We start from the raw sequence: 18,988 nt of genomic DNA on the forward strand, positions 1-18,988 counted from the left end.
GGTTGTTATGAAGTCATTAATAGATAGTTTAAACTTCCCAGAAGATTTAAAAAATATGAATGAAAACAAGATGAAAATATTAAGTAAAGAAATTAGAATGTTTTTAATAGATAGCGTTTCAAAGACAGGAGGTCATTTATCATCTAATTTAGGTGTGGTTGAGCTTACACTTAGTCTTTTTAAAGCTTTCGATTTTAATAGGGATAAAATAGTTTGGGACGTAGGACATCAAAGTTATGTATATAAGATTTTAACAGGAAGAAAAGAAGGGTTTAAAAATCTTAGACAATTTAATGGACTTAGTGGTTTCCCAAAAAGAAATGAAAGTAAGTATGATTCTTTTGATACAGGTCATAGTAGTACATCAATATCAGCAGCACTTGGGATTGCAAGAGCGAGAGATTTGAAAAATGAAAACTATAATGTTATTGCAGTTATTGGTGATGGAGCTTTAACAGGTGGAATGGCACTTGAAGCTTTAAATGATGCAGGTTTTAGAAAAACAAAAATAGTTATAATTTTAAATGATAATCAGATGTCAATTTCTCTAAATGTTGGAGGTCTTTCAAGATATTTAAATAAGTTAAGGATGGAACCAAGATATAATAAATTAAAAGCTGATATACATACATCTTTAAATTCATCAAATTTAGGTAAAAACATAGCTTATAAGATGTCAAAAGTAAAAGATAGCATAAAGCAATTAGTTGTACCTTCAATGTTTTTTGAAAATATGGGAGTTAAGTATATAGGACCAATTGATGGTCATGATATAAAGTCAATGACTGAAGTATTTACTAAAGTTAAAGATATAGAAGGCCCAGTTATAATACATACAATAACTAAAAAGGGAAAAGGATACGCTTTAGCAGAACAAAGCCCATCAAAATATCATGGAGTTGGACCATTTGATTTAGAAAGTGGAGAGTCAAGGATATCTTCTAAAACTACTTATTCAAAGGCATTTGGAGAAGCTTTAGTAGATATTAGTGATAAGCATAAAGATATTGTAGCAATAACAGCAGCAATGCCGGATGGAACTGGCCTTAAAAACTTTGCAAGCAAGTTTCCTGAGAGATTTTTTGATGTAGGAATAGCAGAGCAACATGCAGTAACACTCGCGGCAGGAATGGCAAGTAATGGCTTGAAACCGGTTTTTGCAGTGTACTCAACTTTCTTGCAAAGAGGTTTTGATCAAGTTTTTCATGATGTTTGCATGCAAAATTTACCAGTTATATTTGCAATAGATAGATGTGGTATAGTTGGAGACGACGGAGAAACTCATCAAGGAATTATAGATATATCTTATTTATCAATGATACCTAATATAAGTATAGTTGCACCTAAATGTGTAGAAGAGATGCCTCTTCTTTTAAAATGGGCAATTCAAAAAAATGCTCCAGTTGCGATAAGATATCCAAGAGGAGCGGATATAATTGATTATATGACACCTTTAAAGGAAATAAAAGAAGGCGTATGGGAAGTAATAAGTGAAGGAACTGATGTTTGTATTATTGCAAGTGGAAAAATGGTACAACATGCAATTTTAGCAAAAGAATTGTTAAAAGATAAAAACCTAAATCCTAAAATAATAAATGCAACATTTATAAAACCAATAGATAAAAAAATGTTACAAAAACTTAAAGACGAAGGATATAATATTTTAACTATAGAAGATAATAGTTTAGCAGGAGGATTAGGATCATCAATTTTACAATCCTTAAATGATATAAATTATAAAGGCAATATTAAATTATTAGGATATAAAGATGAGTTTATTCCACAAGGAAGTGTTGATATACTTTATAAGGAATATGGATTAGATCCTCAAAGCATAAGTGATGCTGTCATAAAACTTTAGGCACATTCAAAAAAATAATTGACAAATATACGACGCATCTTTGATCAATTATTTTCTTTCATGTGCCTTATAATTAAAAGGAGAAGAATACATGGCGGGAAAAAAGCAAAGACTTGATTTACTTTTAGTAGAAAAAGGTATAATTAATTCCAGAGAAAGAGCAAAAGCTTGCATTATGGAAGGCAAAGTATTTATAGATGGTCAAAGAGTTGATAAAGCAGGAGAAAAGATAAGTTACGAAGCTGATATAGAATATAGAGGAGAAACTCTTCCATATGTTAGCAGAGGTGGACTAAAATTAGAAAAGGCAATGAAGTCTTATGATATTTCCTTAGAAGGGAAAGTATGTATGGATATAGGAGCCTCTACAGGAGGATTTACAGATTGTATGCTTCAAAATGGAGCAATAAAGGTATTCTCAGTAGATGTTGGATATGGACAATTTGCATGGAAGCTAAGGACTGATGAAAGAGTAGTATGTATGGAAAGAACTAATATAAGATATGTTACTCCAGAGGATATAGGTCAGGCTTTAGATTTTGCATCAATAGATGTATCATTTATATCATTAAAGAAAATAATGCCAGCAACACTATCATTATTAAAAAGTGATGGAGAAGTAGTTGCACTAATAAAACCTCAGTTTGAAGCAGGACGTGAAAAAGTAGGAAAAAAAGGCGTTGTTCGAGAAATTAGTACTCATAAAGAAGTTGTTTATGGAATTATAGATTTCCTTAAAGAGAAAGAATTGAATATTTTAGGGGTAGGATATTCTCCAATTAAAGGACCAGAAGGTAATAGAGAATATTTAGTTTACTTTACAAAGGATAATGAGAAAGAAAGCAATTTTAAAATGCAAGATGTAGATGAGGTGATAGAAGCCTCTCATATACAACTTTAAATGTTTTTGGAGGGGTTATGGAAAATATAGGTATTGCAATAAATCCATCAAAAGATAATAAAAATACTATTTTAAATATGGTTATAGAAAATGTTAAACAAGTATTTAACATTGAATATATTCCAATATATAATAGTTTTGATATAAAAGAATTAGACTTAAGTTCCTTAGATTTACTTATTATTTTAGGTGGAGATGGAACGTTACTTGGAGCAGCAAGAGAACTAAGTGATAATTTTAATGCACCAATACTTGGAGTAAATATAGGGAATTTAGGATTCTTATCAAGTACTGAAATATCAGATTTAGATTCTGCATTAAAAAAGATTAAAGCAGGAGACTGTAAAATTCAAGAAAGAATGATGTTAAACTGTGAAGTCAATTTAGAAGAATCTAAAAAGGAACTTAAAGCATTAAATGAAGTAGTTGTTGCACGAGGCACACTATCTAGAATGGTAAAGTTTAAAATATTTGTTGATGGAAAATTATATTCAATATTTAAGGGTGATGGACTTATTATATCAACACCTACTGGATCAACTGCATATTCATTTTCAGCAGGAGGACCATTTATATATCCAGATTTAGAGGTCATTACCATAACACCAATATGTGCACATACAAAAAGTATGCATACTATAGTTCTAAAAGGTGAGAGCATTATTACAATAATGGTAGAAAACGAAGATGACGAAATTTATTTAACAGTAGATGGTCAAAAAGCTATTGAAATGAATGACAAGGCTTTAATTACAGTAAAGAAAAATACTAAGTCAATAAAATTACTTTTATTTAATGATTATGATTATTTCAAAGTAATAAGAAAAAAGGTTTTAAATAATTCTAAAGAATGTGATGGTGAGAAATTTTGAAATCAAAAAGGCATACAAAAATATTAGAAATTATATCATCTAAAGAAGTAGAAACTCAAGAAGAATTAGCAGAAGAATTAAAATCACAAGGCTTTGATATAACTCAAGCTACAGTTTCAAGAGATATTAAAACTTTAAAACTTATTAAAGTTCAAGCTCAATCAGGTAAATCTAAGTATGTTGTATCTTCAGGGGAAGAAAGAAATATAGTTGATAGATTAAGCAATATTTTATCCAATACAGTTATAAGTGTAGAAAACATAGATAAAATGGTTGTCATTAAAACAATAAGTGGTTCAGGATCTGCAGCAGCGGAAGCTATAGATAATTTAGAAGGTTCTGATATAGCAGGCACCGTAGCAGGAGATAATACAATATTTATTTTAGTTAGAAGTTTAGAAAAGGCTGAAGAATTAGTATCAAAAATAAGAAAGAGAATATGATTATAGATATAAGGATGGATAAAAATGTTAATTCAATTAAATATTAAAAATTTTGCATTAATACAAGAAATAACTATGAATTTTAATGAAGGATTTAACATACTTTCAGGTGAAACTGGTGCAGGAAAGTCTATTTTAATGGATGCAATAGATTATGTCCTAGGTGGAAAATTTTCTAGAAGCTTAATTAGAACAGGAGAAGAAAAAACCTATGTAGAAGCACTGTTTACTCTTGAAAATAATACAATAAGAAAAATATTGATTGAATTAGATATTGAAAATGATGATGATATATTAATCATTTCAAGAGAAACTCATCAAAGTGGAAGAAGTTTAATTAAGGTTAATGGAAAGAGTTTGATAGCTTCTCAATTAAAAAGAATACGAGAAAAACTTTTAGATATACATGGACAACATCAAACTCAAAATCTTTTGCAAAAAAATAGTCATATATTATATTTAGATAGTTTTATAGGAAATGAAATTACTGAGCCATTAGAAGAATTTACTTCTTTAAAAGAAGATTTACTGAAAGTTCAAAATAAAATGCAAGATATTTCAGGTAATGAGGATAGAGAAAAACTTTTAGATTACATTAAATTTCAAATAGAAGATATAGAAAATGCAAACCTAAGAGAAGATGAAGAAGAGAAGTTAAAGGAAGAATTTAATTTATTATCAAATGCTGAAAAAATTAGTAATAGTTTAAATTTATCTTATTCATTGTTAAATGGTATTGAAGGAGAAAACAGTGTTATAAATTCAATTTCAAAAGTAATACAAGAATTATCTAATGTAGAAAATAATTTTGAGAAAATTAAAAAAAATAGAGAATTAATTGAGGGAGCCTTTTACTCATTAGAAGAAGCATCAAGAGAAATTAGAGATATGGCTGAAGAAGTTGTATATGATAATGATGCTTTAGAAAAGATAAATTCAAGGATATATGAAATAAATCAATATAAGAAAAAATATGGAGTTACTATAAAAGATGTTATAGTATATAACAAAAAAATTAAAACTCAATATCATGATTTAGTAAATTCAGAAAAAATTATAGAAGAGTTAAATAAACAAAAACAAGAGATTTTAAATAAAATGGATAAAGTATCTTTAAAGCTTCATAATTTGAGAATTAGCAAAAGTACACAGTTAGAAGAAAATATTTTAAAGGAACTTGTTTTTGTAGGACTTGAAAAATCTAAAATGCAAATCAATATAATTAAGGAAGATAGATTTAATTCTAGAGGTTCTGATGAAGTAAACTTTTTAATTTCTACAAATCCAGGTGAACCTTTAATGCCTTTAGAAAAGGTATTATCAGGTGGAGAGCTTTCAAGAATTATGTTAGCCCTAAAGTGTGTATTTGCAGATAAAGATGAAATACCTACTTTAATTTTTGATGAAATAGATACAGGTATTAGTGGCGTTGTTGCTCAAAGAGTTGGTGAAAAGATGTATCAGGTGTCAAAAAATCACCAAGTTCTTTGTATAACTCATCTTCCTCAAATTGCAATTTTATCAGACTATCATTACTTTGTAACAAAAGAAGTAAAAGATAATAAAACATTTACTAGGATTAGAGTGCTTTCAAAAGAAGAAAAGGAATATGAAATAGGCAAGATGTTAGGTGGAGACGAAGTGACAGAAGCTACATTAAATAATGTTAAAGAAATGATAAAGTTAGGTGAAATTAAAAAATTAGAAATTTAAAAATTAATACATATTGAAATATAATTTGGTAAAAATAAAACCATGGATTCCATGGTTTTATTTTTTTTTATAACAATAAAAAAATTATTTATAAAAATTTAACATAGGTTAAATAATTTTGTCTTTTATAACAAAGTTAATACAGCATAATAGGCTTGTCTAGTGGGGAAATTAAAAACAGAAGCAAAGGAGGAGGGAAAAATGAATAAAAAAATTTTATCAGCAATAAGTTTAATTACAGCTCCAATCTTGATTCTGGTTTTAATAACCACGATAAATATAAGTAATATACCTAATAAAATTTATATTAATAGAGATATGCCTGTATCTTCAATTATTCCTATAGCAAGTACATTAAATAAAGTTGTAGATACAAAAAACAAATATCAAGTAAAGTTATTAGGTGTAATTCCAATTAAATGTTTAGAAGTAGAAAAAGTTAAAGATTTAGAAGTTTATCCTGGAGGAAATAGTATAGGTGTTAGAGTTTCTACTGAAGGAGTATTAGTTGTTGGATATTCAGATATTGAAATTAATAATCAAACTGAAGAGAGTCCTGGTAAATTAGGAGGAATAGAACTAGGTGACACAATATTAAAAGTTAATGGAGAAGAAGTACAAAGTTGTAAAGATTTAATTAATATAATTAAGAAATGCAATGAAGCAAATGTTAAAGTAGAAATTCTAAGGGGAAATCAAAATATTGTTAAAGAAGTAGAATTAAAAAGAGAAAAAGAAGAAAATTATAAACTAGGGTTATGGATTAGGGACTCTACAGCAGGAGTTGGAACTATGACTTTTGTAGATAATGAGTCTAAAAAGTTTGGAGCACTTGGTCATCCTATTACAGATTGTGATACAAATGAACCATTTTTAATTAAAGATGGCGATTTGTTAGAATCATCTATAATTAGTTTAAGAAAAGGAGAAAAAGGTTCTCCAGGAGAATTAAAAGGTGTATTTGTAAATGAAAAAAATCCAAATGGTCAAATAAAAAATAATACACAAAGTGGCATTTTTGGAACAGTACAAAATGTTGATATGGTAAAAGATAATTCAAAACCTATGAAAATAGGATTTAGAAATGAAATAAATGAAGGAAAGGCAAAAATACTTACAACTATTGATGAATCTGGCCCCAAAGAGTATGAGATTGAAATAGTAAAATTACTAGATCAGCAGGTTCCAGGTCCTAAAAGCATGGTAATAAAAGTTACAGATCCAGAATTATTAGAAAAAACAGGAGGAATTGTTCAAGGAATGAGTGGAAGTCCTATTATACAGAATAATAAACTTGTAGGAGCAGTAACTCATGTACTTATAAATAAGCCTGATACTGGATATGGTATATACATAGAATGGATGTTAAAAGATGCAGAAATAATTAAATAATAATACAAAAGCATTAGCTTTTAGCTAATGCTTTTGTATTATTATATTTAAATCTTTGACTTGTTATTTTCTTTTAATATGCCTTATTAAAAAATTAGTAGAGTTTTATCAAAGTATTTTCTATAAAACTATTTACTTATCCTAAAAATAAGGTTATAATTTACAAATAGTGGAATATAAATAAATTATAACAATTAATGATATAATTTATATGATTTAGTTGATTATTTAGTGAAAATAAGATTGAAAAAGGTACATACCACTATAACAAAATAAAATAAAAAGGATTTTACTGATAATTATAGAATTACTTTATAATGGGAACCTCAGTTTTAGGTAGTCGTTGTTATTTTATAGGGGTTAAGAGAAATTATTAATATAATGTAAAGTTGATGAAGGAGAGAAAAGCATGGAAGATTCAAAAATATCTGTACTTATTGCTGATGATAATAAGGAGTTTTGTAGTATTTTAAATGATTATCTATTGAATCAAAGGTATATAGTTGTAACAGGGATAGCAAAAGATGGTAGAGAAGCTATAGACTTAATTGTTGAAAGAAAGCCTGATTTAGTAATTCTTGATATAATAATGCCTCACTTAGATGGATTAGGAGTTTTAGAAAAATTAAATACAATGAACTTAGAAAAAGTACCTAAGATAATAATCTTATCTGCAGTTGGACAAGATAAAATTACTCAAAAAGCTATAACATTAGGTGCAGATTATTATACTGTAAAGCCTTTTGATATGGAAGTATTCACTAAGAGAATAAGAGAAATGTTCAATAATGGTTCCGATTCCGAAAATATGAGAAGAAGTTCAGCACAACAAATGATCTCATATACTACTGAATCACAAGCACCAAAAGGAACAATGGATTTAGAAACAGAAATAACTAATATAATACATGAAATAGGAGTTCCAGCACATATAAAAGGATATATGTATTTAAGAGAAGCAATAACTATGGTAGTTAATGATATTGAACTTTTATCAGCAGTAACAAAGGAATTATATCCTTCAATAGCTAAAAAGTTTAATACAACAGCTTCAAGAGTAGAAAGAGCTATAAGACATGCTATAGAAGTAGCGTGGGGCAGAGGCCAAATAGAGGCTATTAACAAGCTATTTGGATATACTATACACAATGACAAGGGCAAGCCTACAAATAGTGAATTTATCGCAATTATCGCTGATAAATTAAGACTTAAGAATAAAGTTAGCTAAGCATAGTGGTAGTAGTAAAATCAATAGATTAAGAAGTTTAGGAAATAGTTACAAGTTGCTTTTTAAGCCAATAAACTGTTTTTTAGGCCGATAAACTATTAATAAAAAATGTGCATAAAGACCTTTAATTGGTTGGGTGTTAATATCTAATCAATTGGAGGTTTTTATTATGTCAAGAATTATGAAACAAAACAAAAAAATTGAATTTTTTATTGAAAATTTTATGATAAATTGTAAACTTAAAGAATTAAGTGTAAAAATTATGGATTCATACGAAAAGATGCTGAAGTTGTTTGCAAAATATTTAGAAGAAGAATATAAAATAACCTCTATAGAAAAAATTGAAGGAGAGCATGTTAAGGACTACTTAGTTTTCACAAAAGAAAGAGGTACATACTCATATGTTACTAATATCAAAAGTATAGTTCTTTAGAAAATATAAAGAAGTGGTAGATTTTTATTTGGATTAAGTGTTATGCACACACAATAAAATAAATATCTATCAATAACGATAAATAAAAAATATATAATCCCTTTTAGTTCGTTACCATTTAATCGTAACGAACTAAAGAGATATTATTTTATATATACAGAATATGTTATAATTTGTTTATATTAGTTATGCTTAATTAAAAGATATAAATTTGTAAGATAAGAGAAAAGAAGGTATGAACATGATTTATCAAGATGACCAATATATTAAAATCAGTGGATATATAAAAAAAGAAGCGACTGTTAAATTTGATTTTATCTGTCATAAGTGCCAGAAGAAAACCATTATAGGTTATGATATGAGTAGATATGGACAAGTTGGTGAATTTGTTTGTAATTGTGGAGTAAAATACAATGTTACTGATAATGACGTATATAAATCGCCAGTAAAAATATGGTGTGATGGAAATTTTATTAATGAAATTCAAACATACTAAAAGTAATTAAAGATTATTATAGAACCTAAAATATTCAACAAATTAAAATATTGCATTATTCAGAAATTAAATTGGAATTTTTTGTTATGCAATACTTATCTAGAATGTAATAGTAGATTATTGTGAACACACTTTAAATTTAATAGATATTATAAGGAGTGATAAAGTGAGAATCTTAAAATATGATTTATTTCCAGAAGCGTATGGTTCTAACGGTAGGTTTGTGTCTAAAGAAGGTACTGTGGCAGAATTGATAATTGATACTGGAATGCTTCTAAATGCAGATTTTGACAAAGTAATTCCTAATCTTAATATATTAAATAAAATGTTTTTACAAGGTCTGTATCCTCGTACTGGAGAATGGGAACCTTTTGAAATAATACAGGAAGAGTATGAAGAATTAGTAAAGTACCTATGTTCATTACCTATGCCAAGGCCTTATAGAAGTCTATAATATTATTATAAATTATTTGTAGTTTGTGAGGTGAAGGTATGGCAAAATATGTTTTAAGATATTGCTTTGAACTTGGTGGTACTTGTTTATGGTCAGTTAATGACAATGCAAAAAATAAATTTGATTATCCTATAGATAATGATGAATTACCAGTTTCAAAGAATATAGTTGATGAGCTATATGCACTTGAAGAAGAATATCATGGTTATATTGATTGGAATTATCCGCCCAACCCATCGCCTTGGACAACAAAGCAAAAGCTTGATTTAAAAAAACGTGCAAATATGGTATATCTTAAATTGTTATAAGAATTAGGTGGTGATTTTGAAGCTATCAATGAAATAGATAAATGCATAGAATAAAGCATAATCTTAATTTAAAGTAATTGTAATATTATAAATTTATGTACAAACTTAGGAAAATGATAATTTAATATATTTGAGTAGTTTTAAGTAGTCTCATATCTTATATTAAATGTGTAAAGAAAAACAAATGTTATTAATTACGTTTATAAAAAGTCGTTATAGCCTACAAACACCTTAAATAAGTAATAAAATTGAATAATTTGGGTTACAACATTTTATTTTATAAACGTCTATAAAATATATAATAGCTGATATATTTATCACGCTAAAGGGTCATATGGTACAACAGGAGAGAGAAAACAGTTCAACGTATAAACTCCCAAGGATTAGCAGTTGGAGCAGCTAAAGGTAAAAAATCAGGTAGACCACAGGCAGAACTACCAAAGGAATTTATTAAAGAGTATAAGAAGTTTAAAGATGGTGAATACGGTAAAATGTCAGCATTAGCAAAGACTTTAGGAATTTGAAGAAGTACGCTTTATAAATACATTAAGATTGTAGAAGATAAGGAGGGTTAAAAATGCAACAAAAAACTATTTTAAAAATATCTATTGTAACATTGATACTAAACTTGATAACATTAGGAATTAATTTATCGCTATTTTTTAGTAAATAGTGTGAAGTAATTTGGGAGGGTATGAAGAGTGGTTATCTCTCTTCTTTTTTGTTCTTTTGAAAACTCCTTTTTATGTAATAAAATTGATATTTTACCTTGTATGAAAAAATTAAAAATTGAGATTGTAAGCAATGATGAATATATGTAAATTAATACTCGGACAGGGGTTCGACACACCTCGCCTCCACCATGAAATCCACGACCATTTGTATGTGGCTTAAATAGTTGCTTACAGGTGGTCGTGTTTGTTATTGTTATGGGGTAGCTCCACCAATTATGAATTTTAGTGTATTTTATAGACTCTTTAGGGGCACTGTGTTATGCGGTTTTAAGAGTTCTTGATTTTATGTCATCATGTATTGATATAAAAAATTAACTGTGTTGTATTTATTGTGACATTTTTATAATGCAATTCAAATATTAATTCATTAGATAAAATTATAGTTATTTCATTAAAATGAAGTATATAAATTATAATATAGACTTGTTAATAAGTAGTGTATTTAGTATATAGTTGGCTAGAAATTTTGAAGTGTTTTTTAGAATTGCTTTGGTTTAAAGTGTACAATAATATTAGTAAAAACTTTTTAATTTAAATTTAAAAGTAAAATAATTAAAGTGATTAGCGAACAAAGGAGCAAAAAATGGATCAAACTTATGAAAGTGTTTTAATAAGTAAATTAAAAAATAATGTGATTTATAAAGAGTTAAAAAGAAAATGTTCAGACTTAGAATGTGGGCCTAAAGTACTTTCCCTGGTACATGAAGTTGGCCAATATTCAATTGTTAAGCATAAAACAGTAATGAAAAATATGGCAGAATTTACGTTGCATGATGAAGATCATATATTCAATATGCTTTTCATTATTGGAAAACTAATTCCTAAACAAACTTTAGAATTTATGTCTATTCCAGATTTGATGTTAACACTCTTATCCGTATTTTTGCATGATATTGGGATGTGTCCTGAAGAAAATCAAATTAAAGCTTGGAAAAACCAATTATCTAATGATGAAAAGCAAAATTATGAAGAAGAGATTGAAACTTATAAAAGATTTAGAATGACATATACTCAACAAATCGAAGAAATTGAAACTTTAAATAATGCTAGAGAGTATTCTAAAGCACAATTGCTTGAAGATTTTATTGTAACTGAATATATAAGAATAACGCATTCTGATCGTGCCAGGAAAATTATTGCAAGTGATTGGCGAAATAAAATTATTTATAATGAAACAGATTTAACGGTTGAATTGGCAGAGATTTGCTTTAGTCATAATCAGGATTACACCAACTTGTTAAACATGGAAACAATTAAAATATGCGATACAGATGTGTTTTGTTGCATGCCCTTTATTGCTGTTTTATTACGTTTGTCAGATATAATAGATTTTGATACAAAAAGAACTCCAAGTGTTTTATTTTCACATTTGACAGTAAGGAATCCTATTTCTCTTTCTGAATGGAGAAAACATCAAGCTGTAAAGTGTTGGTCTATAACTAATAAAAAATTAGTTTTTACAGCAGAGTGTAGTCATCCAGCTATTGAAGCAACAATTCGTCAATTCTGTGATTTGATTGATAATGAATTAAGAAATTGTACTTTAATTTTATCTAATTTAAATAGTGATTATATTGAGGAAAATATATTAAATTATAAAATACCTTTGCCAGCAAGAGTTGATCGAAGAAAGATTGCAGCAATTAAAGATATTGTGACTGGGAAACCAATTTATAGATATAATGATACTAAATTTACACTAAGCAAGAGTCAAGTTATTGATTTGTTAATGGGTACAAAATTATATGGAAAACCTGATGTAGCATTAAGGGAATTAATACAAAATTCTATTGATGCCTGTTTATTAAGACAAAAACTTAGTGAAAGATGGGGAGAGACATATAAACCTGAAATTGAAGTGGAATTTTATAATCAAAATGGAGATGATTATCTTAAGGTAAAAGATAATGGTGTTGGAATGAATCAGCATATTATTGATAAATATTATACTAATATTGGATGTTCATATTATAAATCAAGAGAGTTTTATGAAATCATGGCCGATATTAAATCTTCATTTAAACCAATATCAAGATTTGGAATTGGTATTCTCGCTTGCTTTATGGTTTGTGATAGTATAGAAGTAAATACACGACGTATTACTGGAAGATATCAATTTGATGAAGCACTAAAAATTGCTGTTGAGGGATATGAAAGTTTATTCTCTATTTCTGATAGTGATAGGGTAGAACCTGGCACAGAGACAATTTTAAGATTAAGAAAATTGCATCCATGGGATCAAATGAATAAAGATTCCTTTAAAAAATCTGTAAAAAATTTAGTTCCATTGCCACCATTTGAAATTACTATAAAAGCGGAAGACGAGGAGATAACATGTGTACCTAACGATTTTGAAGAATTGGATTTATCACTGCTAAAAGATTATACATGGAAGAGAGATAGTTTTAGTGAAAAAAATAATATTAAAATTATTAATATTAATTTAAATTCATCAGAGTATAGTTTTAGAGGAAATGCATCAATAGCCTATATTGTAAGTAATGGAATTCCAGTAAATAAAGTAGAATTGGTATCTAAAGATGTTTTGGTTGATGGAGAATGTTATTCATTGTCGTATGATATTTCATATGGAACTAATTGTATAAATAAAAATTCAACCCAAATAGAAATAAATGAAAATGGAGAAATTGAATCTAATCACAGCTTTAATGTAATATCAAAGTCTAAATCTGCTTTATCAATACATGGAATAGATGTTCCTTGCAGTCTATTTTCTGATTATACAAATTTTGGACAAAAAGCTGTGCTAAAATTTCCGTTTCCAATTATATTTAGACTTGACATTGGAGAAGGAAATGATTTGAATTTAAATTCAGCAAGAACACAGATTATATATGATAATATATGGATGAACTTTGAAAAACAATTTTTTGAAGTCATATGTACTAAAATTAAAGAGAAAATGGATAGTAGTAGTTGGAGTGAATTTAAAGTTATTATCTATGAGCAGTTAAGAGATAACTTCCTAAAGAACATCATTGAGGGGTTATGATAAATAAAAAATAAAATAGATTTTTATTAAAGTGAGGAACTTATTTTAAAGTTTATAAATTAGTGTTTATAATATCCTTGCGGATAGAAGAACTAGAGGAGATTGCAAAAAAGGATTTGAAGAGCTTGATATAAAAATAGAAGAGAAAGTTGGAAAGTTATAGAAAGTGATATAAATAAAAAATGCTTTTAAGCAAATTAATGTAAATATACTATAAATATTAAATTTGATAATTTTTATACGCATATTGAAATGATGTATGAGTAACCACGCACGGAAGAGCTAGAATTACAAAGGAAAAGTTAGATAATATAAAAATAGGTAATGAACATGATGTGCAGATAATATTGTAGTCTTTAATAAAATCCATATTTCCAGAAGCAACAAACGACACTGGATTTTTAATGATAAAATATGAAATTTTCATTGAAAAGTATTCTATAATTATAGATGTAAAATGTACAAGGGTAAGAATGACAGAGCGAAACTTAACAGAAAAAGTTGGCTCAGATATAATCCATTACCACTATATTAATATATTCTTCTTCATATAGTCGTGCTTCAACTCCACCATCAAACCAACGAAAATTTAAATATTGAATTTTCGTTGGTTATTTTTGTTTATGCATATTTGATAAAAATGTATTATAAATTTTTTAAAATTAAAATAACATTGTCATAATAGAGTGTTTCTAGGTAGTGGTATTGAAAATGTAAAAATAATGAAAATTACAAAGAAATCACCGCAAATATCCATAATATGATATATTATAGATAATATATAATATTATGGATATGAAATGGGAGGCTCTTATGGCTACTTATTACAATACTAAAACGTGGCAAAGGACATTAGGTACTGATACAGAAATTCCAGAAGAAAATAAAGATAGAAATAAATTAATAACAGCATATGAGAATTTTAGAGAAAAAGCAAAGATTATAGCATCTGAAATAGCAAGAGATCAGCCAGATTTTACGGTACATGATATCAATCATATAGATGCTTTATGGGAAATGACAGATTTAATTATTGGCAATGATTACAATTTAACACCAGCAGAAGCATTTGTATTAGGAGGAGCATTTTTAATACATGATCTAGGGATGGGATTGGCAGCATATCCTGATGGTATTGATAGTATAAAAAATACTGAATTATGGAAGGATATTGCTACATCGGAATATAAGAAGGTATATAATAAGACGCCTACAGAAGAAGTATTAATATCATTACCTGATGATATTAATAAAAATACATTAAGTCTTGTATTAAGGCAGTTACATGCAAAACACGCTAAAATACTTGCAACTATTAAATTTGGAAATAGTGAAGAAAATGAATTTTATTTGATAGAAGATCAAATTCTAAGAAATACATACGGTGAGGCAATTGGACTAATTGCACATAGTCACTGGCTTTCAGTCAGTGAATTGAAAAATTATTTTCCAAATGAAATAATGGGTGCAGCTACAGGATTACCAAATGAATGGATTGTGGATTTGGTGAAAATTGCTTGTATATTACGTGTAGCCGATGCTAGTCATTTAGATGAACGGAGAGCACCAGCAAATTTAAGAATAGTACGTAATCCGAATGAAAGTTCAGAGAATTATTGGATTTTTCAAGGAAAAATGCTTCAGCCAATAATACAATATGATAGGATAGTTTATACATCAAAACCATTTAAACAATCAGAATCAGAAGCATGGTGGATAGGTTATGATACATTGAAAATGTTAGATAGAGAGCTTAAACAAGTAGATGCTTTATTAGCAGATAAAAACAAACATAGATTTTTAGTTAGAAGTGTAGCGTATATAGATGAACCTACAAATTTATCAACAGTATTACGTAGTGAAGGATGGGAACCAGTGGATACTCAAATAAGAGTTGGAGATGTTGTTAAGTTGGTAGCAAAACTTGGAGGTGAACAACTATATGGTAATAATGTTTATGTGCCTATACGAGAACTAATTCAAAATGCTATGGATGCGATTAGAGCTAGAAGAATGATCGAAGATGAAAGTGAAGATTGGGGAAATGTAAATATTGAGTATGGAGAAGATAGTAATGGATATTGGATAAAGGTAACAGATAATGGTGTAGGCATGTCAAAAAATGTACTTACAGGTCCATTTTTAGATTTTGGAACATCATTTTGGGGAACAGAATTAATGCACGATGAGTTGCCTGGACTTGAATGTAGAGGATTTGAATCAATAGGAAGATATGGAATAGGATTTTTTTCTACTTTTATGATAGGTAATTATGCTCAAGTAAGAACAAGGAGATATGAAGAAAGTAGAGATAGCACATTAATATTAGAATTTAATAAAGGTCTTACTAAAAGACCGATACTGAGAAAAGCAGAAAGAAATGAGCAGCTAAGAGAAGGTGGAACTTCTATTAAAATCTATTTAAAAAATGAACGAATTTATAATGAAATTATTTATGGAAATGCATGGCGTGGTGGTATAAAAATAGAGAGAAAAATACCAAAACTATGTCCATCAAGTGATGTTACTATTTATATTAAAAATAGTAGTAATAACACAAAGGTAATAACTGCCAATGATTGGATTCATATAGATGAAAGAAAGTTTTTTGAAAGATTAGCAGGAATGTCTATATCAGAATTTGAATCAAAGGAAATTTTAATGATAAAAAAGATAATTAAGAATTTTAGGATAATTAAAAATGAATCTGGTGAAGTAGTAGGACGTTTATGTATTTATCCTACTATAGATTATGATAGTTTTGAGATGGAGGGCACTGTAACTATAGGTGGATTTGAAAGTAGTCAACTTAGACATACTATAGGAATCTTAAAAGGTACTCCTTGCATGGCGTCAAGAATGCAAGGTAAACCAATTGTTGAATCTAAAAAGATAAATGAGTGGGCTACTGAACAAGCACAATTAATAAATAAATCAATCAAGGATAATAAATTTTTAATTGAAGCAAGTGCAGCAATACGAAGAATTGGTGGACATACTGGACCTAATCCAGTTGCTAGAAATAAGAATGGATATCTAACTTATGACAATATAATTAGTTTAAGTAAAAATCTAGCTGAAGTTATATTAGTAATAGATGCTACTGTAGAACGTGAAATTGAAGAAAAAGGAAATTTTGAGTTAAATGATAATGTGATTTACGTTGAAATGTCTGCACCAGGGATATCAAATAATTGGCCTGAGAATAATTGGGATTGGTTTCATAGCCAAACACTTTGTGGCTTAGTTATAGAAGCTTTAGCAGAAGGGTGGAATGTAGATATAGAGAAGATTTTAAATATAAGTGAATTTTCAGATGATGATATTCAATTTAGTAGAAATATTGGTCACAGAAATGGAATTACTATAGGAAATGATTTTTGTGACATAATATATAAACCTAGAAGTAAATAAAACTAGATTAATGTATTTTTATATAATTATAGGTTGTTGAGTAAACAAAATTTGTAAAAAATAAATAAGCCATTCCTTTGTGATATAATAATTTCGCTAAAAACCTAAATACATCACATAAGGAATGACTCAAATATGATTATACCATTAAATATTCAAATCGAAAATGATAATTATAAAATTTTTAAAGCTGTTAAAATTGCATTTGCTAAATTAAATTCAAACACTCAAAATTCTAAAGGACGACCACGTAAGTATTCAGATGAACAAATAGTTGCTTGTATGTTATACGGCGTTAAAAATAGTATATTCAGTTTAAGAGAACTTGAATATCAAATAAAAAAAGATTATGTGTTTCAATCTATAATTCATCTTAATCAAATCCCAGATTATTCTACATTTTCATTAAGAGCTAAAATTTTAGAGAAACATATATACTATGGTATTTATGCTATGTTTGTTGAATTTATCAATCCAAAAACTAGATTATGTGCAATAGATGGTACTGCTTTAAGAAGTTCAAAATACGATAGCGAAGATAAATCCGGTAAGGGTACACGTCTTGGGTACTATAAAGATTATAAATTGCACTGTATTGCAACAGTTACTGATAGTATAATTCCTTTAGTTTTTGGTTTAACAACAGCTAATGTTTATGATAATCAAGTTCTAGACTTACTATTATGAAGCTAAAACTTATAACCCATTTTTTATACTTGCAGACGCAGCATATGATTCAGTAGAGTGGTTTGAAATTGCCTCAAAACTAGAATTTAATTTGTTAACTGATATAAATATGCGTAAGGCTAAAAGTATTGAGTCGTTTACTGATAAACGATATGAAAATGCTTTATTTCTTGAATCTCCTATTGGAGAAAAGCTATATAAAAATAGATTAAAAATAGAGCAATTATTCTTTGTATTAAAAGGATTATATAATTTAGAAAATCCAAGATTCTATGGGCAAGCCCGATACGAACGTCATATAAAATGGGTTCTATTAGCTTATTTAATAGATGAATTTAATAAAAAACAGTAAGGAATAAAATCTAGAAAATATTCTTGGAATCTATGATTCCTAAGAATATTTTCTTAGATAACTATTTGTAAAAATTAGTTATTCAACAACCTAAATTAATGTTAAGGATAGGGGATTTGAAATGTCAATAAATACAAAGAAGAAAGAACTAAAATCGATACATATTTATGTTAATAATATAAATGATAGAATAATTAGAGCTAGAATTGAGCACTTATTAGATTGGTACATACGTAAATCCACATTTTATAAAAATTTATTTTATGGAATAAGTGTACTATTAATTTTGATAAATGCATCAATACCAATATTAAATGAATTTCTATTACAAAATTCATCGAGTTCAACAGCAAGATTAGATAACTCTCAATATATAACTATAGGTGTATCAATACTTTCAAGTATAGCAACAATACTAACAAGTTTTATGACACTATTTACTATGAAGGACACTTGGTTTAGATATAGAAAGCATGTTGAACTTATAAAAAAGGAATGCATGTTATATAATTGCAAAAGTGGAGTTTATGGAGGGGAAAATATTAATTGCATATTAGCAGAAAGAATAGAAGAAATAATAGGTAATGAAAGGCAAGAATGGGTAGAAAGAAAATTTAATAATACTGAAAGTAAAGCTGATAATGCAGAAAGTAAATAATTAAAATTTTTGTTATGCAAGATTTTAAT

General features: G+C 27.8%; 15 protein-coding genes and 1 pseudogene. All 16 read left to right on the forward strand.

Translation table 11 applies throughout. The features are described from left to right. Positions 1-7: 7 nt before the first annotated feature. Entirely contained in the window at positions 8-1,861 is a 1,854-nt protein-coding gene (gene dxs / locus BM027_RS10750; protein ID WP_090091628.1) for a 1-deoxy-D-xylulose-5-phosphate synthase, read from the forward strand. Between the two features lie 91 nt (positions 1,862-1,952). Further along, on the forward strand, positions 1,953-2,762 hold the full coding sequence (locus BM027_RS10755; RefSeq protein WP_090091629.1) for a TlyA family RNA methyltransferase: 810 nt from the start codon (positions 1,953-1,955) through the stop codon (positions 2,760-2,762). Positions 2,763-2,779: 17 nt separating this feature from the next. Continuing rightward, positions 2,780-3,634 (forward strand): NAD(+)/NADH kinase, encoded by an 855-nt coding sequence (locus BM027_RS10760; RefSeq protein ID WP_090091630.1) that lies wholly within the window; start codon positions 2,780-2,782, stop codon positions 3,632-3,634. Further along, the gene (locus BM027_RS10765; protein ID WP_090091631.1) at positions 3,631-4,077 is read left to right on the forward strand and encodes an arginine repressor; all 447 of its coding nucleotides are present in this window, start codon (positions 3,631-3,633) and stop codon (positions 4,075-4,077) included. The genes BM027_RS10760 and BM027_RS10765 overlap by 4 nt, the downstream gene beginning before the upstream one ends. 24 nt (positions 4,078-4,101) lie before the next feature. Beyond that, a complete protein-coding gene (gene recN, locus BM027_RS10770; RefSeq protein WP_090091632.1) occupies positions 4,102-5,790 on the forward strand; it encodes a DNA repair protein RecN in 1,689 nt (562 codons plus the stop codon). A 201-nt stretch (positions 5,791-5,991) separates the two neighbouring features. After that, positions 5,992-7,182, forward strand: a complete 1,191-nt coding sequence (spoIVB, locus tag BM027_RS10775; protein ID WP_090091633.1) for a SpoIVB peptidase — start codon at positions 5,992-5,994, stop codon at positions 7,180-7,182. Positions 7,183-7,591: 409 nt separating this feature from the next. Beyond that, entirely contained in the window at positions 7,592-8,410 is an 819-nt protein-coding gene (gene spo0A / locus BM027_RS10780; RefSeq protein ID WP_090091634.1) for a sporulation transcription factor Spo0A, read from the forward strand. Between the two features lie 169 nt (positions 8,411-8,579). Further along, positions 8,580-8,843: a site-specific integrase gene (locus BM027_RS10785; protein WP_090091635.1), complete on the forward strand. Its 264-nt coding sequence runs from the start codon at positions 8,580-8,582 to the stop codon at positions 8,841-8,843. Between the two features lie 241 nt (positions 8,844-9,084). Continuing rightward, positions 9,085-9,339: a hypothetical protein gene (locus tag BM027_RS10790; protein WP_090091636.1), complete on the forward strand. Its 255-nt coding sequence runs from the start codon at positions 9,085-9,087 to the stop codon at positions 9,337-9,339. A 166-nt stretch (positions 9,340-9,505) separates the two neighbouring features. Further along, entirely contained in the window at positions 9,506-9,793 is a 288-nt protein-coding gene (locus tag BM027_RS10795) for a hypothetical protein (RefSeq protein ID WP_090091637.1), read from the forward strand. A gap of 38 nt (positions 9,794-9,831) precedes the next feature. Then, positions 9,832-10,101 carry a hypothetical protein gene (locus tag BM027_RS10800; RefSeq protein ID WP_090091638.1) on the forward strand — a complete coding sequence of 90 codons (270 nt, stop codon included), beginning with the start codon at positions 9,832-9,834 and terminating at the stop codon, positions 10,099-10,101. A gap of 1,317 nt (positions 10,102-11,418) precedes the next feature. Further along, positions 11,419-13,848, forward strand: a complete 2,430-nt coding sequence (locus tag BM027_RS10810; RefSeq protein ID WP_090091639.1) for an HD domain-containing protein — start codon at positions 11,419-11,421, stop codon at positions 13,846-13,848. A 368-nt stretch (positions 13,849-14,216) separates the two neighbouring features. Continuing rightward, a complete protein-coding gene (locus tag BM027_RS18900) occupies positions 14,217-14,402 on the forward strand; it encodes a PD-(D/E)XK nuclease domain-containing protein (RefSeq protein ID WP_423230331.1) in 186 nt (61 codons plus the stop codon). Positions 14,403-14,661: 259 nt separating this feature from the next. Beyond that, the gene (locus BM027_RS10815; protein ID WP_175559969.1) at positions 14,662-17,262 is read left to right on the forward strand and encodes an HD domain-containing protein; all 2,601 of its coding nucleotides are present in this window, start codon (positions 14,662-14,664) and stop codon (positions 17,260-17,262) included. A gap of 135 nt (positions 17,263-17,397) precedes the next feature. Next, positions 17,398-18,301, forward strand: a pseudogene (locus tag BM027_RS18905) (transposase). Between the two features lie 121 nt (positions 18,302-18,422). Beyond that, positions 18,423-18,959 carry a DUF4231 domain-containing protein gene (locus BM027_RS10825; protein ID WP_090091641.1) on the forward strand — a complete coding sequence of 179 codons (537 nt, stop codon included), beginning with the start codon at positions 18,423-18,425 and terminating at the stop codon, positions 18,957-18,959. The last annotated feature ends 29 nt before the right edge of the window (positions 18,960-18,988 follow it).

It is taken from the genome of Clostridium uliginosum (genome assembly GCF_900112485.1).
GTDB classification, from domain to species: domain Bacteria; phylum Bacillota; class Clostridia; order Clostridiales; family Clostridiaceae; genus Clostridium; species Clostridium uliginosum.